The organism is Clostridium carboxidivorans P7 (genome assembly GCF_001038625.1).
Classification (GTDB): Bacteria; Bacillota; Clostridia; order Clostridiales; family Clostridiaceae; genus Clostridium_AM; species Clostridium_AM carboxidivorans.
The window spans coordinates 3,200,991-3,226,490 of the sequence record NZ_CP011803.1 but is presented as its reverse complement, the minus strand read 5'-3'; the positions used below and the strand labels follow the sequence as shown (position 1 = coordinate 3,226,490).

Annotated in this window: 28 protein-coding genes and 1 pseudogene; 21 read left to right on the top strand and 8 right to left on the bottom strand. The window is 32.3% G+C overall.

Features of this window, described 5'->3' with window-relative positions; translation table 11 throughout:
- Nucleotides 1-35: 35 nt before the first annotated feature.
- Nucleotides 36-512, top strand: a complete 477-nt coding sequence (locus Ccar_RS14080; RefSeq protein WP_007060473.1) for a MarR family winged helix-turn-helix transcriptional regulator — start codon at nucleotides 36-38, stop codon at nucleotides 510-512.
- Nucleotides 513-588: 76 nt separating this feature from the next.
- On the opposite strand, the gene Ccar_RS14075 is transcribed toward Ccar_RS14080, so the two are convergent.
- Nucleotides 589-1,137, bottom strand: a complete 549-nt coding sequence (locus tag Ccar_RS14075) for a biotin transporter BioY (RefSeq protein WP_007060474.1) — start codon at nucleotides 1,135-1,137, stop codon at nucleotides 589-591.
- Nucleotides 1,138-1,168: 31 nt separating this feature from the next.
- Nucleotides 1,169-2,125, bottom strand: coding sequence for a biotin synthase BioB (gene bioB / locus Ccar_RS14070; protein WP_007060475.1), 957 nt, complete (start codon nucleotides 2,123-2,125; stop codon nucleotides 1,169-1,171).
- Nucleotides 2,126-2,388: 263 nt separating this feature from the next.
- Between bioB and Ccar_RS14065 the strand changes: the two genes are divergently transcribed.
- The 3 genes from Ccar_RS14065 (at nucleotide 2,389) to Ccar_RS14055 (ending at nucleotide 4,895) form a co-directional block, all read left to right on the top strand.
- On the top strand, nucleotides 2,389-3,225 hold the full coding sequence (locus Ccar_RS14065) for an aldo/keto reductase (RefSeq protein WP_007060476.1): 837 nt from the start codon (nucleotides 2,389-2,391) through the stop codon (nucleotides 3,223-3,225).
- A gap of 218 nt (nucleotides 3,226-3,443) precedes the next feature.
- Nucleotides 3,444-4,268: a methyl-accepting chemotaxis protein gene (locus Ccar_RS14060; protein ID WP_007060477.1), complete on the top strand. Its 825-nt coding sequence runs from the start codon at nucleotides 3,444-3,446 to the stop codon at nucleotides 4,266-4,268.
- Nucleotides 4,269-4,451: 183 nt separating this feature from the next.
- Entirely contained in the window at nucleotides 4,452-4,895 is a 444-nt protein-coding gene (locus Ccar_RS14055; protein ID WP_007060478.1) for an OsmC family protein, read from the top strand.
- A 126-nt stretch (nucleotides 4,896-5,021) separates the two neighbouring features.
- On the opposite strand, the gene Ccar_RS14050 is transcribed toward Ccar_RS14055, so the two are convergent.
- The gene (locus tag Ccar_RS14050) at nucleotides 5,022-6,839 is read right to left on the bottom strand and encodes an urease accessory protein UreH domain-containing protein (RefSeq protein ID WP_007060479.1); all 1,818 of its coding nucleotides are present in this window, start codon (nucleotides 6,837-6,839) and stop codon (nucleotides 5,022-5,024) included.
- Nucleotides 6,840-7,210: 371 nt separating this feature from the next.
- Nucleotides 7,211-7,840 (bottom strand): flavodoxin family protein, encoded by a 630-nt coding sequence (locus Ccar_RS14045; protein ID WP_007060480.1) that lies wholly within the window; start codon nucleotides 7,838-7,840, stop codon nucleotides 7,211-7,213.
- A gap of 279 nt (nucleotides 7,841-8,119) precedes the next feature.
- Here Ccar_RS14045 and Ccar_RS14040 point away from each other — a divergent pair, with 279 nt between their 5' ends.
- The 10 genes from Ccar_RS14040 (at nucleotide 8,120) to dmpI (ending at nucleotide 14,559) form a co-directional block, all read left to right on the top strand.
- Nucleotides 8,120-9,877 carry a helicase-related protein gene (locus tag Ccar_RS14040; RefSeq protein ID WP_007060481.1) on the top strand — a complete coding sequence of 586 codons (1,758 nt, stop codon included), beginning with the start codon at nucleotides 8,120-8,122 and terminating at the stop codon, nucleotides 9,875-9,877.
- 379 nt (nucleotides 9,878-10,256) lie between these two features.
- On the top strand, nucleotides 10,257-10,943 hold the full coding sequence (locus Ccar_RS14035; protein WP_007060482.1) for a DUF4405 domain-containing protein: 687 nt from the start codon (nucleotides 10,257-10,259) through the stop codon (nucleotides 10,941-10,943).
- A gap of 64 nt (nucleotides 10,944-11,007) precedes the next feature.
- On the top strand, nucleotides 11,008-11,265 hold the full coding sequence (locus tag Ccar_RS27760; protein WP_341391968.1) for a dehydroquinate synthase/iron-containing alcohol dehydrogenase family protein: 258 nt from the start codon (nucleotides 11,008-11,010) through the stop codon (nucleotides 11,263-11,265).
- Nucleotides 11,193-11,372: a hypothetical protein gene (locus tag Ccar_RS27420; RefSeq protein WP_242655079.1), complete on the top strand. Its 180-nt coding sequence runs from the start codon at nucleotides 11,193-11,195 to the stop codon at nucleotides 11,370-11,372. Before Ccar_RS27760 ends, Ccar_RS27420 begins: the two co-directional genes overlap by 73 nt.
- Nucleotides 11,373-11,514: 142 nt before the next feature.
- Nucleotides 11,515-12,090: a sugar O-acetyltransferase gene (locus Ccar_RS14030; protein WP_007060484.1), complete on the top strand. Its 576-nt coding sequence runs from the start codon at nucleotides 11,515-11,517 to the stop codon at nucleotides 12,088-12,090.
- 251 nt (nucleotides 12,091-12,341) lie between these two features.
- A complete protein-coding gene (locus Ccar_RS14025; RefSeq protein ID WP_007060485.1) occupies nucleotides 12,342-12,626 on the top strand; it encodes a hypothetical protein in 285 nt (94 codons plus the stop codon).
- Between the two features lie 40 nt (nucleotides 12,627-12,666).
- On the top strand, nucleotides 12,667-13,071 hold the full coding sequence (locus Ccar_RS14020; protein WP_007060486.1) for a MerR family transcriptional regulator: 405 nt from the start codon (nucleotides 12,667-12,669) through the stop codon (nucleotides 13,069-13,071).
- Between the two features lie 135 nt (nucleotides 13,072-13,206).
- Nucleotides 13,207-13,605 (top strand): MerR family transcriptional regulator, encoded by a 399-nt coding sequence (locus Ccar_RS14015; RefSeq protein WP_007060487.1) that lies wholly within the window; start codon nucleotides 13,207-13,209, stop codon nucleotides 13,603-13,605.
- Between the two features lie 199 nt (nucleotides 13,606-13,804).
- On the top strand, nucleotides 13,805-14,341 hold the full coding sequence (locus Ccar_RS14010; RefSeq protein WP_007060488.1) for a flavodoxin family protein: 537 nt from the start codon (nucleotides 13,805-13,807) through the stop codon (nucleotides 14,339-14,341).
- Between the two features lie 35 nt (nucleotides 14,342-14,376).
- On the top strand, nucleotides 14,377-14,559 hold the full coding sequence (gene dmpI, locus Ccar_RS14005) for a 4-oxalocrotonate tautomerase DmpI (RefSeq protein ID WP_007060489.1): 183 nt from the start codon (nucleotides 14,377-14,379) through the stop codon (nucleotides 14,557-14,559).
- 169 nt (nucleotides 14,560-14,728) lie between these two features.
- On the opposite strand, the gene Ccar_RS14000 is transcribed toward dmpI, so the two are convergent.
- Entirely contained in the window at nucleotides 14,729-15,859 is a 1,131-nt protein-coding gene (locus Ccar_RS14000) for a DUF362 domain-containing protein (RefSeq protein WP_007060490.1), read from the bottom strand.
- Between the two features lie 378 nt (nucleotides 15,860-16,237).
- On the opposite strand from Ccar_RS14000, the gene Ccar_RS13995 reads away from it, so the two are divergent.
- Nucleotides 16,238-16,954, top strand: a complete 717-nt coding sequence (locus tag Ccar_RS13995) for a flavodoxin (RefSeq protein ID WP_007060491.1) — start codon at nucleotides 16,238-16,240, stop codon at nucleotides 16,952-16,954.
- A gap of 171 nt (nucleotides 16,955-17,125) precedes the next feature.
- Nucleotides 17,126-17,608: a flavodoxin gene (locus Ccar_RS13990; protein WP_007060492.1), complete on the top strand. Its 483-nt coding sequence runs from the start codon at nucleotides 17,126-17,128 to the stop codon at nucleotides 17,606-17,608.
- A 176-nt stretch (nucleotides 17,609-17,784) separates the two neighbouring features.
- On the opposite strand, the gene Ccar_RS27575 is transcribed toward Ccar_RS13990, so the two are convergent.
- Together Ccar_RS27575 and Ccar_RS13980 are read right to left on the bottom strand one after the other, a co-directional pair.
- Nucleotides 17,785-17,916, bottom strand: a complete 132-nt coding sequence (locus tag Ccar_RS27575; RefSeq protein ID WP_007060493.1) for a hypothetical protein — start codon at nucleotides 17,914-17,916, stop codon at nucleotides 17,785-17,787.
- Nucleotides 17,917-18,015: 99 nt separating this feature from the next.
- A pseudogene (locus Ccar_RS13980) lies at nucleotides 18,016-18,950 on the bottom strand (iron-containing alcohol dehydrogenase); the annotation flags it as partial.
- Nucleotides 18,951-19,041: 91 nt separating this feature from the next.
- On the opposite strand from Ccar_RS13980, the gene Ccar_RS13975 reads away from it, so the two are divergent.
- On the top strand, nucleotides 19,042-19,275 hold the full coding sequence (locus Ccar_RS13975) for a hypothetical protein (protein WP_007060496.1): 234 nt from the start codon (nucleotides 19,042-19,044) through the stop codon (nucleotides 19,273-19,275).
- A gap of 107 nt (nucleotides 19,276-19,382) precedes the next feature.
- Here Ccar_RS13975 and Ccar_RS13970 read toward each other — a convergent pair whose 3' ends face one another.
- Complete coding sequence (locus tag Ccar_RS13970) at nucleotides 19,383-19,865, bottom strand: hypothetical protein (protein ID WP_007060497.1); 483 nt, start codon at nucleotides 19,863-19,865, stop codon at nucleotides 19,383-19,385.
- A 339-nt stretch (nucleotides 19,866-20,204) separates the two neighbouring features.
- On the opposite strand from Ccar_RS13970, the gene Ccar_RS13965 reads away from it, so the two are divergent.
- The 4 genes from Ccar_RS13965 to Ccar_RS13950 all read left to right on the top strand — a co-directional run bounded on the left by Ccar_RS13965 (nucleotide 20,205) and on the right by Ccar_RS13950 (nucleotide 24,864).
- Entirely contained in the window at nucleotides 20,205-20,966 is a 762-nt protein-coding gene (locus Ccar_RS13965) for a SagB/ThcOx family dehydrogenase (RefSeq protein WP_007060498.1), read from the top strand.
- A 254-nt stretch (nucleotides 20,967-21,220) separates the two neighbouring features.
- Nucleotides 21,221-22,078 carry a methylenetetrahydrofolate reductase gene (locus Ccar_RS13960; protein WP_007060499.1) on the top strand — a complete coding sequence of 286 codons (858 nt, stop codon included), beginning with the start codon at nucleotides 21,221-21,223 and terminating at the stop codon, nucleotides 22,076-22,078.
- A 262-nt stretch (nucleotides 22,079-22,340) separates the two neighbouring features.
- Nucleotides 22,341-23,879 (top strand): ASKHA domain-containing protein, encoded by a 1,539-nt coding sequence (locus tag Ccar_RS13955; RefSeq protein WP_007060500.1) that lies wholly within the window; start codon nucleotides 22,341-22,343, stop codon nucleotides 23,877-23,879.
- 208 nt (nucleotides 23,880-24,087) lie between these two features.
- The gene (locus tag Ccar_RS13950) at nucleotides 24,088-24,864 is read left to right on the top strand and encodes an EFR1 family ferrodoxin (protein ID WP_007060501.1); all 777 of its coding nucleotides are present in this window, start codon (nucleotides 24,088-24,090) and stop codon (nucleotides 24,862-24,864) included.
- The last annotated feature ends 636 nt before the right edge of the window (nucleotides 24,865-25,500 follow it).

Here is a 25,500-nt window from a genome sequence, read left to right as displayed (position 1 = left end):
TAAGAATAATACTTGTGAAAGGAAGCGAATAACAGTTGTACGAAGAAAGTAAAGAATTAGATGATAATAGAAGTAGTTCATTAAGATTATTGGAGGTAATTTCTAAAACTTCTAATATGGTTCAGAAGGTACTTAATAAATTTTACAAGGAACTTATGTTATCCGAAACTCAGTTTTCTGCATTGTATTTAGTTTATTTAGCTGGAGATGATGGAATTACTTTATCTACTCTTGGTGAAAAAATGAATGTAACAAGAGCTAATATAACAACGCTTGTGGATAGAATGGTATCAAGAGGATTAATTGAAAGAATCATAAATGAAAATGACAGAAGAAGCATAAAAGCTGTAGTAACAGATAATGGAAAGGAAATATTTAATAGTATATTACCTAAATATGAGGAATTTACATCTGTGCTTTTAAACTTTTTAACTGAAAGTGAAAAGAAACGTTTTAATGAATTACTATTAAAAATACAAGAAGAACTCACTAAAAATTATTTGAATGATTAATAAAAAGAAAAAATAACGGACTAAGTTATCAAATTATAACTTAGTCCGAATTAATTATAGTCCTAGTTTAGGTTAATTAAGCTTGAAATAAATTAACCTTAATTAGTCGTTCACGTATTTTAGAACCTGCCAAGGTAGCAATTATAATTTTAGCAAGATCTCCAGGTATAAAAGGAATTACGCCTGCAGAAAATGCTGCATTTGCTGATATATGAGCTTGATATGACAACCACATACTGCCAAAAACATAACATACAGCAGTTCCGAGAACCATACCTATAAAGCATAAATACCATTTATCAAAAAAAGTATCGATGAAAAATCCTGCAATCATTGCCATAAAGAAAAATCCGATAATATAGCCGCCAGTAGGTCCGAATAGTTTAGATGGACCACCAGAAAAATTAGAGAATACTGGGATACCAACAAAACCGATTAACATATAGATTATATAGCTGATAGATCCTTTTTTCATGCCAAGTGCGTAAAGTGCAAAATAAATTGCTAAATTTGTAAAGGAAATTGGTACTACACCAATAGGTATTGATAAAGGTCCAAGAATGCAGATAACTGCAGCCATGACACCTATAACTGCCATTTGATAAACATTAGATTTCTTGTTCATAATTTTCCTCCATTTTCATTGTATATAATAGCTATTTTGAAATATCAAAGCCTAAATTAGTTAACATTTCTTTATCTTGTATAGTATTATTACCTACAGTGGTTAACATATCACCAGTGATTGTAGCATTAGCACCAGATAGAAATATTTTTTTACCACCGTCTTTAAAGTAACTTCTGCCTGCTGCCATACGGATATATGCTGTAGGATTAATATAACGAAAGATAGCTATGGTTCTTAAAATATCTTCTTCAGAAATAGGTTTCAAATTTTCATAACATGTTCCTTTAATAGGCATAAGTGCATTGATAGGAATAGATTCAATTTGTAATTCTGATAAGCTTACTGCCATATCAATACGATCCTCCCAAGTTTCACCCATACCAATGATACCACCAGAACAAACTTTAAAACCTACCTTTTTTGCTAGCTTAATTTCGTGAATTTTGTCTTCATATGTATGGGTAGTACAAATGTTAGGAAAGTTGCGTTTTGAGGTTTCTATGTTCTCATGATACATTGAAACACCAGCCTCTTTTAAACGAATAAACTCTTCTTCAGTTAAAAGTCCATGAGACCCACAAAGACTAATGTTACATTCTTCATGCATTTTTTTGTATGCTTCAATGGCTTTATCAAGATCTTTTCCTGATAGAGATCTGCCAGCGGTAACAATAGAATAGCGGTGAACTCCATTAGCTTCATTTTTTTTACAATCTTCTAAAATTACATCAGGATCTAAAAATTCATATTCTTCAATTCCGGTGTGATGATGAGCAGATTGAGCACAAAACTTACAGTTTTCACTACAGCGACCACTGCGGCCGTTTATAATAGTACAAAGGTCGATTTTGCTGCCGCATAATGCTTCACGAATCATATTGGCACCTTCAAGTAATTCTTCTATATCTGATGTTAAAAAGAAATTGAAATCTTCGTTTCTTTTTAAACGTCTACCTGCAATAATTTGTTTTGCTAAATCCTTCATATTAAAAGCCTCCATAAATACTTAATATATATCCATCATGAATTATCAAAAATCATGCTTTGTATATATTGAAGTATATATGAATAGAAAAACATTGTCAACTAAGTTTTACATGATAGTTAACAATAGTGTTTAATGTTTGTTTTAAGTCTTTGCCAATTTAATTACAAAAATGAAAACAAGTTTTATTAGAACGTATATTTACAAAATAAATTTTTATTGGTATGTTTTTATTAGGAAATGTGAAAGGTAGGTTACATATTATGAATGAGAAATTCAAAGTATTGTCTAATGGGGCAAAAATGCCTTCAATAGGATTTGGAACATATAAATCTGGTAGTGGGGATGAAACAGCAAGAATAGTAAAATGTGCTCTAGATACAGGATATAGACAGATAGATACTGCATCTTTTTATGGTAATGAAGTTGGAGTAGGTAAGGGTATAAAAGATAGTGGAGTAAATAGGAAAGAAATATTTTTGGTAACTAAGCTTTGGAATAATGATCATGGATATGAAAAAACTATTAAGGCTTTTAATGAATCATTAGAAAAATTACAAGTAGAATATATAGATTTATATCTTATTCATTGGCCTAATAAGCTAAATTCTGAAACTTGGAGAGCCTTTGAATATCTTTATGAAATAGGTAAAGTAAAAGCAATTGGAGTTTGCAATTTTAAAGTAGGACATTTAGAAGAATTAAGAAAAAGCGCAAAAATAATGCCCATGGTAAATCAGATAGAGGTACATCCTTTAAGCTCTAAAAATGATATGCTAAATTATTGTAATAAAAATAATATTCAGCTGGTAGCTTGGAGTCCGATAATGAGGGGAAAAATATTTTCAAATGAAGTGATGATGAATTTATCGGAAAAATATAAAAAAACTATAGCACAAATAGCATTAAGATGGCATATACAAAGAGGAATTATTCCTATACCAAAATCCTCAAATGAAGAAAGAATAAAAGAAAACTTGGATATTTTTGATTTTGAACTTGCTAAAGAAGATATGAAGGTCATAGATTCATTAAATGAAGGGGATAATGTATCTGTATCTGGTATTCCAGAAAATACCACATACCTTGATTTGAAATAAATTGGAGCATAATATGTGAAATTATAACAATTATTGTATTCTGGAATAATTATTGTACTTATAACTAAGCTATACTTCTTTTCTTATGAAAGTACTCAAAATGGGATGCATTTTCAACTTAAGCCATGATATAATGTAATTGTTTTCTAATTGATATTTATCGTACACATAATGTTATTCTACTAGTCTACCACTTTGAGTTTTTGGGGGGTATAAAAATGATTGAAATTGAAAATAAATTGCAGAAGGCTTTTGAAGAAATGATGCCTTATATGCAGAGCTTTTTTGAAGACGAAATAGCTTTTACTATGTCAACAACAGAGCATTTTATAAAAGTTGTAAACAGTGAAAACATAAATATGAATGCACAGCCAGGAGACCCTTTAAGGCCAGGTGGTGCTGCTTATGAGTGTATTAAAGCAAAAAAAACAGTGTCATCAATAGTTCCAAAAGAGGTTTTTGGAGTAGAGATCAAGGCTACAGGGATTCCTGTAAAGGATGACAAAGGAGTTATTATAGGCAGTATAGTTCTTGTTAAAAGTTTAAAAAGGCACTATGAAATATTAAATTTATCAAAAACTTTATCTGAATCCCTTAGTGAAATATCTAAAGCAGCAAGTTTAATTTCCAAAGGAACTGAGGTAGCTGTAAGCGCCAATGATACTATTTTAACTGAAGTTAAGCAAGCTGATGAGAATGCTAAAAATACAGATGAGATACTAAATTTTGTTAGAAAGATAGCTTCTCAAACTAATCTCTTAGGTTTAAATGCAGCCATAGAAGCTTCTAGAGCTGGAGAATACGGAAAAGGTTTTTCTGTAGTTGCAAATGAAATTAGAAAATTATCCAGTTCAAGTAGTCAATCTATAAATGAGATAAATAATACTTTAACTAAAATAGAAAATTCAGTACATAATATTTCTAATGGTATTGTGTCAACAGCGGATACCTTTAAAAGTCAGCTATCTGAAATTCAAAATATGGATGCTGCACTACAAGAATTAAATCCTCTAGCATCAAAATTAAATGAATTGGCAAAATAAATTAGTCTCTATAATAAATTGAAAATAAAATTCCATCCTTTGTTTTATTTGAACGTGCTTATACAATAAAACAAAGAATGGAATTTTTTTATTTACTATACCATTTAGAAATAACGTTTAGTATTAATTGATTGGGAGATACTTGTAGTGTAATGTTAACTAAATTTATAAAGGAGTGGTATTATGGCGATAACAACATTTAGGGCAACAGCAAGACAAAAGAAAGGTCTTGCAGTTACAGCAGAAGCAAGAGGGTTTAAGGTAGATATTGATGAACCAGAAAAATTAGGTGGAACTGATACTGGAATGAATCCAGTTGAATTAGTTCTTTGTGCTCTAGGTGGATGTCAAACAATACTTGCAGCATCTTTTGCTGAAAAAATGAGAATAAATCTGGAGGATTTTTGGATAGAGTTAGAAGGAGAATTAGATCCAGATGGATTTATGGGGTTATCGGATGTAAGACCGGGATACCAGAAGATAAGATATAATATGCATATAAAGAGTGATGCTTCAGAAGAAAAAATTAAGAAATTTGTTGAATTAATTGAGAAAAGGTGCCCGGTGGGAGATACAATAGGAAATGCTGTTGAACTAGAAAAGGCAAAGATTACAATAGAAAAATAATTATTAAACTAAAAGTGATTAATAAAGTAAAAATATGGAGATTACTTTTATTTAATCACTTTTTTAGAGAACACAAATAGATTTTAAATTTACATAAATCTATTTGCGTTCCCTTTTAATAATGCTTTATTTAATATAGGTTTTTCTGATATTTTCTAGATCAGCTTTTTTGATATCATCTACCACTTCAATAATACCTAGAACTTTACCATCCTTTACTATTCCATAGCCGGAGGTTTCATTAAAGGTAATATCTAAATCTACAACTCCTTTTTTTCCATCAAAGGATTTAAAGGTTTCAGCGGTTTTAGCTGATACAAGCTCAAATTTTCCTTCTGGATTATCAAAAGCAGTAAGGTCAAATGTCAGTTTAGTTTTAATATTTTTATCTACTACAATTATAAGCGGTTTAAACTCATAACCGATACCTTTGATTGTAGCACTTTGATTCTTACCAATTACCATTGCAGTATTAACTAGACTTTCAGTTGGAACTTTGCTTAGATCACTTCCATATATACTTGGACTTTGCTGTATATTTGATGAATTAGCATTAGAAGATACTGCACCTCCGCTGCAGCAACTAGGAGCACCAACGGGTGGAGCTGAAGGGTCTGCCTTAGATGTATCAACAGAATCTAAATTATCTACTACCCTAATTACACCTCTTATCATCCCCATCCAACAGCTAAAGTTTATGTCTTTATCATTTGGTGTAAACTCTATTACATTTTCACCATTATTTAGCTGCTTCTTTATGTTTAGCGATGGTACTACAATTGCATTGTTACAGGAAGTTATTTGTTTTCCATCTATTATCCATTTAACAGGAATGCCTTTCTTTACATACAGTACATTAGGCGTATACCCATTTCCATCTGCAGTCATATTTACTACCTGAACTCCATCCTTTAAAACAGCTTTAGTGCTATTTGCTGCAGAAGCAGCAAGGGATTGGTTAGTGCCAGGCAAAAGAGAAGCTATAGATGAAACAGGATTTATGCCAGCTAAAGATAGTCCTCTATTACTCATAATTAACCCTAGAACAATTACAAGGACTCCACTAAATTTTAAAATCTTTTTTGTATACCCTTTGCTTAGTAGGCCAGAAACTGCACCAAAAGTTAACATTAAAGGCACTGTGCCTAATGCAAAGATGAGCATAGAAAGAGCACCTTTAGCAGCGCTGCCGGTACCAAGAGCATACAGCTGCATAGTTTGAAGAGGTCCGCATGGCATTAAACCATTTAAAATACCTACCATAAATGGAGTCTTAGGCTTATTCTTTACTGAACAAAAGGACCAAGGCAGTTTTATTTGCAGCTTTCTAAATAAAGAAAAACCAGCCATATTAAATCCCATGATGATCATAAATAAACCAGCAAACAGTTGAAGAGCAGCTTGAGTTTTTATAGATAGTGAAAGTACAGCTCCTAAGGCACCAATAATTCCACCTAGAATTGTATATGATATTACTCTTCCTGCATTATAAAGTATTGCAGGTTTAATTGCTTGAAATTTATTGGTGCTTTCATTAGATAAGCTTTGAGAGAGCATTATTCCACCGCACATTCCCACACAGTGTATAGAGGTGAGTACTCCAACTATAAAGAGTACAAAATAGGTTGCTCCTTTAAGCATATTATTCATATCAAAACCACCAGTAGAATTACCTATAAGAATAATGGCAACTGCTACCATAAGTATTCCAGCAAATCCAAAATTGTAGGAATTCTCAGTGTTATATCCAATACTATTTATAGAATCTTTTATATCCTTTATATTGCAAAGTTCAGAATCATATTCTATGTCTACAAATTGACCACTGTAGTTAGCCTTAGCATTAAAAACCCCTACTAACTTTTTTAAGGTTCTTTCTATAGTTTTTTCACAAGATGTACAAGTCATATTGTATACTTTTAATCTTATATTTTTGATACTCATAAATTCACCTCATCAGTATATTAATAATATTATTATCCCAAAATTATTTCATAGGCCGTGTATATAGGTAGATTTCTTACTGTGTAATTACATTTAATAGGTATAATATACAGAATAGTTATGTAGAAGTTATGAAGATTTATATAAAAAATATTTACATATTAAAATGAACTGCACCCTGTCAAGTAGACAGGGTGCAGTTCATTTTCTCTATAACGGTGCTTTTTTAACAGTGAAAAACTAGTTCTTATTGAACAGATGCTTTAATACACCTGAATATTTTTCATGAATAGAACGTCCTTGCCTATTGTGACCACTTAGCGCAACCCTACAAAGACATCGTTTTTAAACATTTTAGTATTGCACAGAATTCAGACTCCTAAAGACCTCAATAATTTTCCAATATTATTAACTTGAAAAATTGTATCTTCCTGCTCTTCAAAACTAGGTGGAAGATGTTTCTTTTCGATTTTATCCAAAGGACCATATTTCTTAACCACATTACCTGCATTACAGTTGTGACCAAATCCACATGTGTAACATTGGGAATATCCATGAGCGGATACAGCACCAACTACTGACATCTTATTAACCATCATAGATTTTTTTATAATCATATTGACTAAACTAGTTCCTTCCTCACTATAACTAGCACTAACCGCTACACCAATCTTGCCAGATAGACTAAAAGCTTCTCGGTGTCGAAAGCAAAAAGTTCTTTCCAAGCATGCATGTCCAAGGGCATTTATAGTCCCTCCATAGTTAGGTGCACCAAAAATAATTGCATCTGCCATTAACATTTTTTCTGCTATTTCATTCCAATCATCTTTAACTTTGCACTGATTATCGGCGGCGCAAAGTGTACATCCAATACAACCATTAATTCTCTTGCCTGACAATGAAATGTATTCATATTCTGAATTACTTGCTTCCAATATAGCTTTCACTGTTTTGCTGATAATTCCATCTTTTCTGCCACTTGCACTAATTCCTAAAATCATATTATCCATCCCCTTAATATATTTAGTGTATGTTACTATACTAAGTGCTCCCCTTATGTGACTGTTACCTAGCTTATGGTAATAACATTATCTGTTACTTGTATTAAACAGTATTCTATATTGAATTAAAAATTCCTTTTCTAAAATTTATCTTTTGCAAAAAAATCATTACAGTTAATATACAAAAATATAAGTTGTTTTTATATAATTAAATTTAAATTTATGATAATACTAGTATAATAGATATAATTAAATAAATTCTGCTTAGGAGGACAGTCAATGAAAAAAGGAGCAGTAGAAAGAAATTTTAGAAAGATAAAAAATCAAATTCCTCAAATAGAAGAAATAGTGCAGCATACTAAGACAAATGCATTGTGGGAACATGAAGTTTCTGTGAGAAAGAAAATAAGACATTTAAAAGAATTTGAAAATGATGGTCTTAGGGATTTTAAAAGTGTTTATGAGCAATATTTAGAAATACTAGAATACATATCTGAAAGACTTGTAGATGACTACAATAGAAAAAATGGTACTAACTTTAGTTTTAAAGAAATAGTAAAACATAATTATGAAAGCTATTTGGGTTCTGGAATAATTAGTGTGCTTATAACCAAGCATATACCTAAGCTTGTATCTAAAGAATTTGACAATGTATTTCCAGCAAATCCTAAGGATGAATATGAACATGCTAGAAAGCTCATTAGAAAATTTTATCTTCACTTAGGGGAAACTAATACAGGAAAAACCTATAATGCCATGCAAAGATTAAAGCAAGCTAAAAATGGAGTATATCTTTCTCCTTTAAGAATATTAGCTTTAGAAAACTATGAGAGATTAAATTCTGAAGGTGTAAAATGCAGCCTTATGACTGGAGAAGAAGAAATAATAGTAGAAGGAGCACAGCATATATCCTGTACTATAGAAAAATTAGATGTTAATGAAGAGTATGATATAGCAATTATAGATGAAATCCAGATGATAAATGATGATCAAAGGGGAGCAGCATGGACACGAGCATTGTTAGGATTAAATTGTAAGGAGATACATATTTGTGGAGCCATTAATAGTAAAGAATTATTAATTGATATAATTGAAGATTGTCAGGATCAATATGAATTTAAAGAATATAAAAGAAGCATACCTCTTGTGATGGAATATGGGTCTTTTTCTCGTAAAAGTATTCAAGATGGAGATGCACTTGTAGTATTTTCTAAAAAAAGAGTATTAGAATTAGCATATTATTATGGAAGTTTAGGAATAAAAGCCAGTTTGATTTATGGAGACCTGCCTCCTGAAGTGAGAAGAAAGCAGTATGAGCAGTTTATAAATAAAGAAACAAAAATACTTGTAACTACTGATGCCATTGGTATGGGAGTAAATCTTCCAATTAGAAGAATTATATTTATGAATGTTAAAAAGTTTGATGGAAGTCAAGTGAGATTTTTAAATTCCCAAGAAGTAAAACAAATTGCAGGAAGAGCAGGAAGAAAGGGAATATATGATATTGGGTATGTAGCATCCTATGGAGGCACTCAAGAATTCATAAATGAGATGATAAATGTAAGAGATAGAACTATAGAAGAAGCAGTTATAGGCCCAAGTGAAGTTATATTGAAAATAAAAAGCTTACCTTTAAGAGAAAAGCTTGCATTATGGAGTACACGAGAAGAGAAGATGTATTTTTATAGAAAAATGGATATTTCAGAGTATATCATAGTATTAGATAATATAAAGAGTTATAAATTAGATGAAAAAATGGAGTGGACTCTACTAAAAATACCTTTTGATGTATCCAATCCTACAATGATGGATGCTTTTTTAAGCTATGTAGATGAGCTTTTTATAGCTCATAGTGATGTAATTTCTAAGCCAACTTGTTTAATAAAAGATCTTAATGAATTGGAACTTTATTATCAAAAGATAAATCTCTATTATTCTTTCTCTAAGATTTTTAATTTAGAATTTGATGAACAGTGGGTTTATGATGAACGTATGGTGGTGAGCGAAGATATTAATAAAATATTATTGAATATATAACAATATTAATTTTTAAAAACAAAGTATTGACATAAAGATAACTTTATCCCTTATGATAAAGCTATAGATACCATTAATTATGATAAATAGTAGACTTTTTACACATAGTATCGATTTTAGAAAAAAGTAAGATACCTGTGTAAAAGGTCTTTATTTTTGGGCGAAAAGGAAAAGTTAAGCTTAGTAATTTGAATTTTTTAAAATAAGGTATTGACATAAAGTTAACTTTATCCTTTATGATAGAAACAATCTAGGAAAATATCTAGTATGAGCAGCAAAGGACGGAAATGACATGGAAGCACGTGAGAATATTATGTACATCACAGGTAACTGCTTGTTTGGGTGTTTACGGTTTTAAAAGTTAAAAGGAGTAGATGAAATGACATCAAAAAAAACATTTCAAATTATTGTGGATTTACTAATGACCATTATGCTACCTGTACTCATGGCATATTCACTGGTTGGTGAAGCAGCCCATGAAGTAGTGGGAATTTCTATGTTTATCTTATTCATTATCCACCATATTTTGAATTACAGATGGCATCAAAATCTTTTGAAAGGGAGGTATTCTGGAATTCGAATTCTGGGAACGGTTATCAATATTCTAATCTTTGTAATTATGATTTGTCTTATGGTTAGTGGAATTATGATATCACACCATGTGTTTATGTTCCTTCATATAAGTGATGGCACATCTGTTGCAAGAACAATTCATTTGCTTGCTGCCTATTGGGGATTTGCTATGATGTCAGTACATATGGGCCTTCATTGGAATATGCTTATGGCTGTTGCAAAAAAAATTACTGGCATGAAAGAGACTTCCCACGTGCGCACTATTTTTCTACGTATGGTAGCTGCCTTGATTGCTGCTTATGGAATATATGCATTTTTGCAGCGAAAAAATGGTTCTTATATGATACTTAAAACTCAATTTGTGTTTTTTGATTTTGATGAACCACTGAGTTTGTTTTTTGCTGATCAGCTGGCAATTATTGGGTTGTTTGTTTGTATTGGTCACTATGCTTCAAAATTGCTTCATAGAATGGTAATTTTCAAGCAGTATTAAGTAAAAAACAAAAAATACTTGACCTAAAGTTAGGTTTAGTGATTAGGGTAAAAGCAGAGCATTTATAGAAGGACTTCTTTGTTCTATCATAAATAGTGCAAAAATTGCAGAAAAAGATCCTAATAACTATGAAGCAAGAAGTAATTTGATGTGGAGTGCTACTTTTGCAATGAATCCGATTATGGGATTGAGTAAAACTCAGGATTGGGAAGTACATATGATTGAACACCAATTGGGTGCTTATATGGATTGCGCGCATGGTATGGGACTAGCAGCAATATCACTTCCATATTATCGATATATATATATAAGTTTGGTTTAGATAAGTTTGTTCGCTTTGCTAAGCAAGTATGGGGTGTAGATGAAAATGGAAAGACAAAGGAAGAAGTTGCTTTAGAAGGCATATGCTGCAGTATAATTCAGATGTAGTAGTTATGGCTGTCATAGTCAACACTTATGCTTAAGGGATGAGTGATTTATAATGATGGAAATGAAATATGCTAATAAACCTAAGGATTTCATCATTGTGCTTGTGAACATGCAAAAATCTTATCAACAAAGGAGGATACCAATGAACATCTATGATTTATTAGAACACTTGAATAAAGGAGAAGCGGTTGAGGGAGGTTCAGAATTACACCAAGTAATGCATGAGGTTTCACAGGAGGCACTGAAATTAACTGCTGATCTGAATGGACAATATCATACTCCGGAAGAAATTCGAGAACTTTTTTCCAAGCTAATTGGGAAAACGGTAGATAGAACATTTGCTATGTTTCCACCTTTTTATACAGATTGCGGAAAGAATATCACTGTGGGAAAGAATGTTTTTATCAATTCGGGCTGCCGTTTTCAAGATCAAGGCGGTATTATTATTGGTGATGGGGTTCTCATTGGGCACAATGTGGTGCTTGCTACCTTAAATCATGATATTGATCCGAGGAAACGAGGCACTATGCATCCTGCGCCAATTGTGGTTGGCAATAATGTTTGGATTGGAGCAAATGCAACTGTGGTTCCCGGTGTGAATATTGGTGATGGAGCTGTCATTGCTGCTGGCGCAGTTGTTAATAGGGATGTGCCAGCTAATGTTATTGTTGGTGGTGTTCCTGCAAAGATTATCAGGAAAATTGAAAATTTTAAATAGCAATGCAGAAAAAGATTCCTAAAAAATTAGCTAAATAATTTTTTAAGAATCTTTTTTTAATGTAGTCAATAAAATGCTTGACCTAGAGTTAACTTAAGGTGATATGATTTGTATTGAAACTAGTTAGATCATATGTATAATAACCCTTGTTTAGAAATTTTTCTATAATTTAGTATTAATAAAGTATTGTTATCAAACAAGGAGAAATTTAAGGAACAGGTAAAAGAATTAGAACAATTAGGAGAATTATTATGAAATGGTTTTGCTTTAATAGGAATAAAAATAAAGTTGAAGATAACATTATAATTAATAATATTAAGGAGAAGAAAGATATTTCACCTATTCTGTATGCTATCAAAGAGTCATCTAATGGAATGAAGAAAATTGATGATTATATATCTGCATCACAACAATCCTATAATTATATGACAGAACATATCGATATGATTAATAAATTTGATACTAAGAAAAGTGTTATTTTTGAAAATATAGATAATATGATGGGACAGCTGGAACCTTTGTTAAAAGAGGAGTAAGTTAAATAAAATATTGAATTTGATGAAGGAGGTATTGTAGATGACAATAAAAGAAGTAGCAGAAATAACAGGCATTTCAATAGATAACCTACGTTATTATGAAAGAATAGGTCTTATTCCAGCAGTTCCAAGAACGTCATCTGGTATCCGAAATTATGATGAAATATCAATTAGCTGGATTGACTTTGTCATGAGATTTAAAAAAGCAGGAGTGTTATTGGAGACTATACATGAATATATTCAACTTGCTTTGAAAGGTGAATCAACCAAGGAAGTAAGACGAGATTTATTGATTGAAACAAGAGAAGGATTAGAAAAAAAGATGCATGATATACAAGAAACGCTGGATGTTATTAATTATAAAATTGACACTTATGAGCAGAAGTGCGGACCTATTACAGATGAATTGATAGCTTCATGGAAAGCAAGTAAAGGAGGAAATTAGCTCCTACGTTTCAAAAATTAATAACTTTAGATTACATGATAGGTATTGACATAAAGTTAACTTTATCCCTTATGATAAGATTGTTGGTATTACTAATTATGATTAATAATCATTGGGTGAAGAAAGGAGTGCTTTATGAATTATACGATTAAACAGGCTGCAGAAAAAATGGGGTTTACTGTTCCAACGCTGCGTTATTACGATAAAGAAGGGCTTCTGCCATTTGTGGAGAAGAAGCCAAATGGTACCAGGGTTTTTAAAGATGAAGATTTCGAGGGACTGGCTATCATAACTTGTATGAAAAATTCTGGACTTCCAATAAAAGACATAAAGAAGTATATGGATTTGTGCCAAGAGGGTGATAGTACTTTGCAGGAACGGATGGAGATGTTTCTTGAAAGAAAGGAAGCCGTTGAAAAGCAGCGTGAGGAATTAAATAAGATTATGGAAACCATCAACCATAAGATATGGTATTATGAAACAGCAATTAAGGCTGGCACAGAGGCAGTCCATAAGCAAAACAAAAATGATTAGAGATATAAAATTTCGAATAGTAGAGTATGTTAAAACCCTTTTCATTGCAGTGATAATAAGCTTCAACTAGAAGGGTTTTCTAGCGCTATAAAAAAAGCTTGACCTTAAGTCGACTTAAGGGTTTATAGTCAATGTATCGGCAAAAACAAACACAATTAACCATAAAAAATATGATTTTTAATTTGGAAGGAGAATAACGATGAAAATAACAGTTATTACAGGAAGCTCACATAAGAAGGGTACATCTGCCTTATTAGCAGACAAATTTATAGAAGGAGCTAAAGAATCGGGACATGAGGTGTTGCGTTTTGATGCAGCATTTGAAGATGTAAAACCATGTTTAGCATGTGAATACTGCGTGAGCCATGAAGGTGAATGTGTACGTAAAGATGCAATGAATGAATGGTATGATAAGTTAATAGATTCAGATATGGTAGTGTTCGTAACACCATTATATTATTATACAATGTCAGCACAAATAAAAGCAGTAATTGATAGATTCCATGCAAATAATGCAAAATTAGCAGGAAACAAAAAGGCAATGCTTTTCGCAACTTCATATGGTGCAGATGATTGGACTATGGAAGGTTTAGAAAAAACTTATGAAGGTATACTTCGTTTTCTAAATTGGACAGATGTGGGAAAGCTATTTGCAACTGGATGTCCTGTAAGAGAAGTGCTTGAACAAACTGATTTCCCAAATCAAGCATATGAATTAGGAAAATCTATACAATAATTAAAAATATATAACTAAAGAAAGGAGAGGAAAATATGCCAGTAATTACTTTAGAAGCAGGAAAATTAAATAAAGAACAAAAAAGTCAATTGGTTAAAGAATTTACAGCAACAGCATCAAGTGTTATGAATGTACCTGAACAAGCAATTATAGTTTTGTTGAAAGAAAATGAATTGGATAATGTTGGTTTTAGTGGGAAATTGGTATATGACAAATAAACCCAATTTAAATTTCTATATAGATTAACTATAAAAAATGCAGGAGTTTAATTTAAATTTCCTGCATTTTTTAATGATATTTCAATCTTACTGCAAATGGTCCCCAAGATTGAATTTGAACCTTAAACTCCTTCATTATCTTTTACAAATTATTAGTGTGAAATATAACTTATTTTAGAACAATCAGTTCATACTCTCGGCTGCCGATACCTATTTTTTCTGCATGGGCAAGGCAAGTGCGCCACTCCGATTCTGGTGTGGAGTTGGTGAAGTGGTCGTGATGATCCTTAAAGCCGTTCTTTGACATGTTGTCAGATAGCTGGCTGTTTGGCAGCGGTGCAGCTGACATACAAGCATCTACACAGGCTTGATCCAGTGCTAGCGCATCAAAGGAAGCAAACATGCCTAGATTTGGAAGGATCGGAGCATCATTTTCGCTATGGCAATCACAGTTAGGTGAAACATCTATCACAAGGGAAATGTGGAAGCAAGGGCGACCGTCTACTACTGCTTTTGTGTATTCTGCCATGCGGCAATTCAATTCCTTGCTAGCTGCCCAGTTTGAAAACGTGATAGCGTCAAAATTACATGCGCCCAAGCAGCGTCCACAACCAACACAGTTATCTGCATTGATAGACATCTTCTTTTCCACATCATCAAATACCAGACCATTATTGGCGCATTCACGCAGGCATCTCTTGCAGCCTCTACATTGTTCATGTGAGATGTCAGGCTTACCGTTAATGTGCTGATCCTTTTTTCCAGCTCGGGATCCACAGCCCATACCAATGTTCTTGATGGCACCACCAAAGCCAGTCATCTCATGACCTTTGAAATGAGTCAGACTGATAAATACATCAGCATCCATGATTGCGCGACCGATTTTTGCCTCTTTTATATATTCACCGCCTGCTACCGGTACCGTGATGTCATCGGTACCCTTTAGTCCATCAGCAATGATGACTGGGCAGCCAACTGTTAGTGGGGTAAAGCCGTTTTCCCATGCACATTCCAGATGCTCAAGAGCATTTTTGCGGCTGCCAGGGTATAGGGTATTGCAGTCTGTGAGAAATGGATGACCACCTAGCTCCTTTACAACGTCGGCTACTGCTTTTGCATAATTTGGGCGGAGGAAACCTAAGTTGCCCAACTCACCGAAGTGCATTTTGATGGCAACGAATTTGTTATCCATGTCGATTTGTCCGATATCTGCCTTTTTAATCAGTTTTTTTAACTTGGTTGGTAATCCTTCACCGAGTTTCGTACGAAAATCTGTAAAATAAACTTTTGATTTTTCCATGTTTTATCACTCCTGTTTTAAAAAATATTGTTTCAATAGGATAGTGTAATTTACAATGATTGCAGGGAATACGTGCATCCATAAGAATATTTAGCTTTTTCATTTGATATCAAAGAAACAGAACATATCCCTTAATGTTTCAAACTTATTTCATCATGTCTATTATAGGTGGTAAAGTTAACTTTATGTCAATAGTTTAAAAGAATATAAAAAATATAATTTTTAAAAATAAGGTATTGACATAAAGTTAACTTTATACATTATGCTAAAGTTATTGGAAGAGAAAGTTACTTAGTAATAATAAAATAAAATTTGCTCAGAGTAGAACATTTTATTAGGTTTTGTATTTTAAGTGAAGCGAAAGGAATGATTATAATAATGAAAAAACGAACTATCTTATTAATTTTACTTGTGGTATTTTCTCTCACTGCTTGTAGTGTTAGAAAAAATACCGAGACGAATGCATCTTCTAGTGTAACTCAAACATTTAACAGTTCAGCTAAAGTTTCAGAAGGTTCACACAAAGTTTTGGTTGTGTATTTCTCCCGTGTTGGAAATACTGATCTTCCTGAAAAGGTGGATACGGTTTCTTCTGCGAGCTTGAATGTTGTGAAGGATGGTGGTGTTCAGGGCAATAACGAAATTGTTTCAAAAATGATCCAGAAGGATTTAGCAGGTAGTGATTTGTTCTTTATTCAGAGAGCAGATAAGTTAAAGTCTGATAAGTTAGTTTCTGAGCATAGTGTGATTGATCGTGAGGGTAAGGAAGAACATGATGCCAATGTTCGACCAAAGTTAGCAACACACGTGAAGGATATTGCGTCCTATGATGTGGTGGTTCTTGTCTATCCTATTTGGTGGTACGATATGCCTATAGCTGTTTATAGTTTCCTTGATGAATATGATTTATCTGGAAAAACCATTGTGCCATTCTGCACCAGCGGTGGCAGCGGCTTCACAAAAACCATTGAGTCTATTGGTAAATTGGAACCAAAGGCTAAAATTTTAGAAGGACTTGCAATAAGTCAAGATCTTCCTAAGGATACATCGAATGATGTGAAAAATAGGTTAGCTAAACTAGGACTTATTAAATAATAATACAGCTACAACTCAAACATCTTTTACAGAAGTAAATTTAAAATATATATTGACCTAAAGTTGGGTTAAGGGTTTATGGTATGTATAAGTAAGTGTTATTTATATGTACTTAGAATAGAAGAATAAAAGATAAATCACGAAAAAAATATTAAGATTGGAGAAGTATTTATGAGTAAAACATTAGTAACTTATTTTTCAGCAAGCGGAGTTACAAGAAGAGTTGCAGAAAACCTTTCAGCAGTTGTGGGAGCAGATTTATATGAAATAAAGCCAGAAAAGCCATATACAAAGGAAGATTTAAATTGGAACAATAAGAGCAGCCGCAGCAGTATAGAAATGAATGATGTTAATTCAAGACCAGCTATTTTAGATAAAGTAAATAACTTTCAAGAATATAATGTTATATTTGTTGGATTTCCAATTTGGTGGTATGTAGCACCAACGATTATTAATACTTTTATGGAAAGCTACGATTTTTCAGGAAAGACAGTAGTTACATTCTGTACTTCAGGAGGCAGTGGTATGGGTAATAGCGACAAGATACTAAAAGCTTGCTGTGATCCTTCTGTTCGTTGGGTTTCTGGAAAAAGATTAAGTGCAGGAGCAACAGCAGAAAGCATGAAAGAATGGATAATAGGTTTAGGATTGTAAGAAAAAAGCTAGAGGCATATTGAAATAGCAGATTTTAAGCGATACTTATCTATGCTTGAAGAAGTACTAATTTTAAAAGGAGAAAAATGATAGCATCCAATTTATATAAAAATTGGATGCTAAATAAACACTAGTATTATTTTCATTGCTCATGGAAATTTACTTACAGTCTTATTCTATTTTAATTTTTCCGGTTTTTTAGTCTCAAGCTGTTTTTTTGCTTCAATATCCTTAAGGTTTTCTATTTTGATTTCCAGCAATTTTTCTTTCATTTCTTCATCAGACATATTTTTTACATCTACAGCCATGAGATTACACCATCCTTTCATTTTTAGGGAGACTGCTGATATATATGTTATCAAACCTTAAATATTTATTTTCAAACTTTTTTGTTGTTGAGTAATCTATTATTCGAACACTTTGATATACATTGCTTTAATTTCTTTAATCAATGGATATCTTGGATTAGCAGCTGTACATTGGTCATCGAAAGCTAATTCACTCATCTCATCTAATGTAGCATAGAAGTCTTCTTTTTTAACTCCTGCAGCACTTATAGATTTAGGAATGTTAACTTGATCTTTTAACTTTTGAATAGCTTTAATTAATAAATCTACCTTTTCATCATCTGTAGAGCCACCCAAGTTTAGAGTTTCAGCAATGATTGCATATCTTCTCTTAGCATTTGGATATTCATACTGAGGGAAAGTACCTTTATTGCTTCTAAAGCTAATCCATCAGTAAAGCTTGAAGCCATAACCGATACGTAAGCTTCTAGAGCATGTGTTAAAGCATCTATACCAGAAGCTGCAGTTAATCCTCTTGGCATATTCATCATAAGATCAGCATCTACTATAGCCATATTTGGAAGTAATTCATAGTCTGCTACTGGATATTTAGCACCTGTTTTTTCATCGGTGATTACTGCAAATGGAGTAACTTCTGAACCAGTTCCTGCTGTAGTTGGAACTGCAACCATATAACATTTTGAACCCATTACAGGGAAGGTATAAACTCTCTTTCTAATATCCGTAAATCTCATAGCTAAATCTTCAAACTTTTCTTCTGGATGCTCGTATAATACCCACATAATTTTAGCTGCATCAATCGGTGATCCTCCACCAATTGACATAATTGTATCTGGTTTAAAGTTATTCAATTGTTCAACACCTGCTTTTGCTGTAGCAAGAGTTGGATCTGGTAAAACATCTGAGAATATCTTGTAGTCCATTCCAGGTTCTGTTAGAATCTTTGTAGCTTTATGAACAATTCCAAGATCAACAAGAATCTTATCAGTTACTATGAATACTTTCTTCTTGCCTAATAATCCCTGAGTTTTCAATTATAAAATTGTAAATATTAGGAACAAATCAAATTGACAAATATGTTGAAACGTGTCCAGAACTCTTTGAACAGCAGCAGAAATTGAAGCTTTGGCTCGAGAAACTGCTGATAAAATACAAAGTTTTAAAGATGAAATAGCTAGTAAAAAATATAGATTTTTAGTTTGCCATTCTTCAGAATTAGATTCACTTAAAATTAAAACTTTAGAAAAAAATATAGAAAAAGAAAAAACTGGTATGTTTGTATTCATTACAAATCAGTTGAATAAAGAAAGTTTATCTGATAAAGATATTTTAATAGAATATATCATAAAAATTCTGTAGAATTTACTTTTAGAATTCTAAAAGATACAAGATATGTATTTAAGCCCCAAAACTTGAGGATATAAAGAAATTCTTATTTCAACTTGGAGTTGATGGAATGTACGAGCTTAATCTAAGCTCATTGGTACATAAACATTGTATTTGAAATCTGGGTATATGACTTTATTCACCATTTTGCTTTCCTTCTTGTTGGCGCAGTATGCCTTTATGGAAAGTGTCTTAATCATCATCGTATCGTAGACAACGCTAGTTTTTGTGGGAATGTTCACGCTTCTTAAAATATCTGCAAACTCTTTGCCATTATTTATGTTGTCTGCTGTGATATCAAAGATGTAAAGCTTCTCCTTCTCAGACTTTTTAACGACAAGCCTTGGAATTAGAGTCCCGATAAATGTTGCGGTACATATCGCCACGATACTGAGTATGCCGTCTGACTTTGCCATCCTTACAACAGCAATCATGTATACAGTTGTAGACAACGCTGCTAGCAAGCTCGAAAAGAAGAACTTTTCACGAGTTAGACATATATTCTTCATTGTGCACAGAGTGTTGCCGAGTAGTTTCAGTAAAAATACTATTAAAATTTCCATTTTGCCTCCTGATTTTTGTTCTCATAAAAAACAAATGACTCTTGCAATAAAAATCACAAAAGCCGAATAATATCTTAATTTATTGATAAAATTGTTTTGCACCATAAGGTGTATTCTTATGTAACTATATTAATATACCATAAAAACATATAGATTGTCAAAATATTAATACAGCGCAAATAATGGAACAATACAAAGAGGAAAGTCTTGTTATGCAAAGCTTTTAATTGAACAAGGAAAAATTATAGATAAAGGTTGTAACGTTAGTCACAGAATTAATTTAGAAAGATTGCTATACTTTAATTATATGTATAAAAATATAGCATTGGAGGATACGTTATGTCTAGATATGAACAACAGAGAAGTTTTTTAAAATCTAACTTTAGTGAATTCAAAAATATAAAAACTGATAAGATGAAGGGAATACCTCAACCACCTAGCGTTAAATCTTTCAACTCATCTTCTAAGATTATTGATCTCCCAAAGGTAAGGGAAGATATTGTGAAAAAACAGAATATCTATGAATGTATAAAGGAAAGAAGAAGTACACGATTTTATAAAGATGAATCAATGAGCCTTGAAGAACTATCATATCTATTATGGGCTACTCAAGGCATTACTGATACAAATAAGGCTGGACTTACCCTTAGAACAGTTCCCTGTAGTGGTGCAACACATTCCTTTGAAACATATTTATTCATTATGCAGGTGGAAGGAATACAAAAGGGGGTTTACAGATATCTTCCAGTAGAGCACAAATTATTATTTATGTTTGAACTAGATGGAATAGACCAAAAAATAGATGAAATTACTCTAGAACAACCTTTTGTACCTAATTTTGCTAAAAAAGCTGCAGTGCTATTTGTATGGAGTACTATTCCATATCGCTCTGAGTGGAAGTTTGATATTACGGCTCATAAGAAAATTCTAATAGATATTGGACATGTATGTCAAAATCTCTATTTAGCTAGTGAATCTGTTGGATCAGGAACTTGTGCTATAGGAATATATGACCAAAGAATGATAGACGAGCTTTTAGAATTAGATGGAGATGAAGAATTTGCGATATATCTTGCTGCTGTTGGAAAGAAGCTAGAATAAAATTTAAATAATAGGATAAATCTTTTGAACTTTCTTTTATTGTCAGAGAATATTCTTGTAATATTTAATAAACAGTAACATAGGTTATATACTTTTATAACTAATATATTTATACTATTTATATAGGTAAGATGGATTGGATTTTTTACCATTCTTACCTTCTCTTCAAATTTATTATTGACAAGTGGTGGAAGCCACACACCATTTTTCATTACTATTTGCGGCGCAGTGGCAGCGTCGGGATGGGGGTTAATATGAAAGTAACTGAAATTATGAAGAAAAAAATGAGTTTTTCCTTTGAAGTTTTCCCACCTAAAAGTGATAAGCCCATAGAACCGCTTTTAGACACATTAGAACATCTCTATGAATTTAATCCAGATTTTATTAGCTGTACTTATGGTGCTGGAGGGACGAATGCAGGTCGGAATATGGAGATTTGCAAGGCTATTAAGGATAGTGGAAAATCCATTCCTGTTACCCATTACACCTGTATTGGAAATACGAAAGAAAAGATGAAACAGGAGCTGCAAAGATACTTGGATATGGGAGTAGATCATATCTTAGCTTTAAGAGGTGACCTTCCTAAAGGCTGGGAAGGAACACGTGGAGATTTTAATTATGCCAATGAATTAGTACAATACATAAAAAGTAATTTCCCTAAATTCACTATTGCTGTTTCTGGTAACCCTGAAAAGCATTTTGAATCATATTCTTTCGATGAAGATATTACTCATTTGCGCATCAAACAAGATGCAGGAGCAGATTATATTATGACTCAATTGTGTCATGATGTTGATCAATATTGTTGGTGGGTAGAAAAGATTCGAAAAGCTGGAGTATCAATGCCAATAGATGTAGGTGTTATGCCTATACTATCTAAAGATCCTACTATTCGAATGGCTGTATCTAACGGTAGTTCTATACCTAGAGATTTAGCAGAGATAATTGCCAGATATGGAGATAATCCGGAGGACTTTAAAAAAGCAGGCAAAGAGTATTCAGCAAAACAAATTTTTAAATTTATAAATGCTGGAATAGATGGACTTCATATTTATTCTTTAAATAAGTGGCAGGATGTAACAGATATTATTAAAGATGTCGGGATAAGATAGAGTAATTTTAATACTTGTTTTTTAAAATTAATATTAGATATAAAAGAAGCTTCTAAAGTGCATGCATATGTATTTTAAGAAGCTACTTTTATATGAATTAGTATGTTTTGTAATAAATTTTATTCATTCAGTAAAACTAATGTAAGTACCCAAAAGAAACTAATACTAGTTTTTTTATTAAATTTTCAACTCATTAGCTGTCAACTATATTTTGTGAAAGATGTTTCTTGAATAATGAACAAAATTAAGGAGGACGATAATAATGAAACCAATATGTAAAAAAGAATACCTTGAATTGAAACCACCAGAGGTTGGTGATACAGTGGCTGATAAGGATAGAATTGTGAAGGCATTAAAACCTAAATATGGGAATGTATATATTTCTATTTCTACATTAAAATCTTATTATAAGCTGTTAAGAAATTTTGATTGGAAACTAACTGTCACAATGGTTCAGAATAGTTATTGTTGGGAAATTGTTATAATAGAAATTGGAAATACTACAGATAAGAATTTTGCTTATGCGGCCGATCTTGGAAGCACAACTGTTGTTATGCAATTAGTTGATCTAAACTCTGGAAATGTACTATGTGAAGAAAGCATATTAAATCATCAAGCGGCCTATGGTGCAGATATACTCAGCAGAATCTTTTACGCCAAGGACAATGAAGATCATTTAAAGGAAATCCAGCAAGCTACACTGAATAATTTTAAAGAACTTATGGACAAGATTCATTCCTTGACAGGAATTTCCCCATCACAATGTGGAGCTTTAATTATTGCTGGAAATACAACAATGATCCATTTCCTGTTTGGTATTGATCCATGGTTTATATTCTATACACCATATACTCCTTCTTTTAACAGATGCGACTTTATTTCAGGGAGAGATATTGGACTGCCTTTTAGCGGATTGGTTTATTGTTTTCCTTCTGCAGCTAATTATCTTGGTGGTGACATCATCAGTGGACTGTTAACTACTAAGCTTCATAAAGGAAGTGAATTGTCTTTATATATGGATATTGGGACAAATGGTGAAATGATTTTGGGGAATAATGAATTTATGATTGGGGTGGCAGGAGCTGCGGGACCAGCGCTTGAAGGCGGTATAAGCAAACAAGGGATGAGAGCTAGTACAGGAGCTGTGGATTCGGTTAGAATCGTTAATAATGATATGATCATTACCACTATACAGAATGCAAAACCAATAGGTATATGTGGTTCTGGAATTGTTGATCTTCTGGCTGAAATGCTTCTTGAAGGTTGGATTGATTACTCTGGTAGATTTGTTCCTGGCAGATCAGAGCGTATCCTTTTAAGGGAAGGAGAATATGTAGTAATATATGCATGGGAAAATGAGTCTGGTTCCGGTGAAGAACTTTCATTCAGCCAAACAGATATCTTAAGTTTCATGGATACAAAAGCTGCGGCAAACACCATGGTAGAATTCTTATTAGATGAACTAGGAATGGGACCTCAAGAAATAAAGCGGATATATATGGCCGGAGCTTTTGGTACTTATATTAATCTAGAATCTGCAATTACTATTGGTCTATATCCGGATCTACCTAGAGAACGGTTTGCTCAAGTAGGTAATGGTTCACTGAAAGGAGCTTGTATGCTGCTAAAAGATGCTGAAGAATTATTATCAGTGGAAAGTATAGTTAATAATATAGTTTACCTGCAGCTGGGAGAGGCAAAAGATTTTCTATCAAAAATGTCTGCAGCTAAATTCTTACCACATACTGATTTTACATTATACCCAACTGTCATGGAAAATATAAAACGCAGAAGAAGTTAATGCTGAACTTGCTAAATTTATGGGTTAACAATTCATCTTGTGTATAAACCGCAATAATTAGAAGTTAAAAAATAAATTATTAGTAGTGAACAGCCAAGGATAATTTTTTATTCCTAAAATTTTCTTATTTAATTTGTTGAATCCACATTTTTATAAATAATATAGTAAAATAGAGATGAGGGAAATTAATTAAATTTTGGAGGTAATTATGAGTACAACAATTTATTATTTCACGGGAACAGGAAATTCTTTAAAAGTGGCAAAGGATTTAAGCAGTGAACTAGAAGAGGTAAAGCTTGTACAAATAAGTAAGAACAATATAGAAGACATAAGTAGTGATCTATCTGAGAAAATAGGAATTGTATTTCCAGTTTATTTTTTAGGGCTGCCTACAATAGTTAAGAGTTTTTTGGAAAAAATTCAAATCAATAAAAATGCATATATTTTTGCAGTGGCAACTTTTGGATCAGGAAGTGGTATTTCAATTAAGCAAATAGAAAATATACTAAATAAAAAGGGAGCAAAATTGTCTGCAAGTTTTGGTATTGCTATGCCTGGTAGTTATCAGGTTATGTATCCTCCATATTCAGAGGAAAAGCAGCAGCAGCTTTTTAAAAAAGAGGAAGAAGAAATTCTTAAAATTGCTCCAATAATAAAAAATAATCAAGTTGTCAATAAAAATGGCAATCTGATTGTGAATACTATTGGGGGATTTATATATAAAAGCTTTAAACCAAATGATAAAGATGAAAACTTTTGGACAGATGATAAGTGTAATGGATGTGGCACATGCTCAAAAATTTGTCCTGCCAATAATATAAAAATTGTTGAAGGAAAACCAAAGTGGAAGCATAACTGTGAATTATGTGTTGGATGTATGCAGTGGTGTCCACAGCAATCTATACAATATAAGAAAAATACAGTTAAAAGAGGTCGATACCATCATCCAGATATAAAGGTTATGGAATTGTTTCAAAACCACTAAAAAGCACCTCTAGAGTTATTACATGAAGTTTTCTGTTTGCTATATTAATGCAAGATAATAATGCCCTTTTGAGCCATGCGCAGCGTGATGTTTGGATAAATCTTTCATTATGTTAGAAAAATCTAATTCAGATAATGTTAATTCTAATCTTGTTTTGGGTTGATATTTTATAATTTCATAAAAGGATAATAATCATTCTTGTCGAATATATATAAGTGTTCTAGAATAAATTCTTAATGACCTCTGGTGGGTTCTTGATGACCTCTGGTGGGTTCTTGCAAAGCTTTAGATGAGCTTGATATACGGATATCAAAAAGTTTTTGTAAGGGAAAATACTGATGCCCTTAATAGATAAAAAATATGTCTTTAAAAAAGATTAATTTACCAAACAGGCAAACTCCACTTGAATCTAAGAATCACTTGATGTCTATGATGTCCATAAAAATAGTCCATAGACATCTATAAGGACATCACCTAAAATGGCTGAATGCAAGGGTTTATTAATATCGATGTCTTTGATGTCTATATTATTCTATAAAAATAGATGGAATATAGAAATAAATATATACCACATATCTATATAGTAGTGTAGTAAGGATAATAAGAAAGGAATTTTACGGACATGTAGACATCACT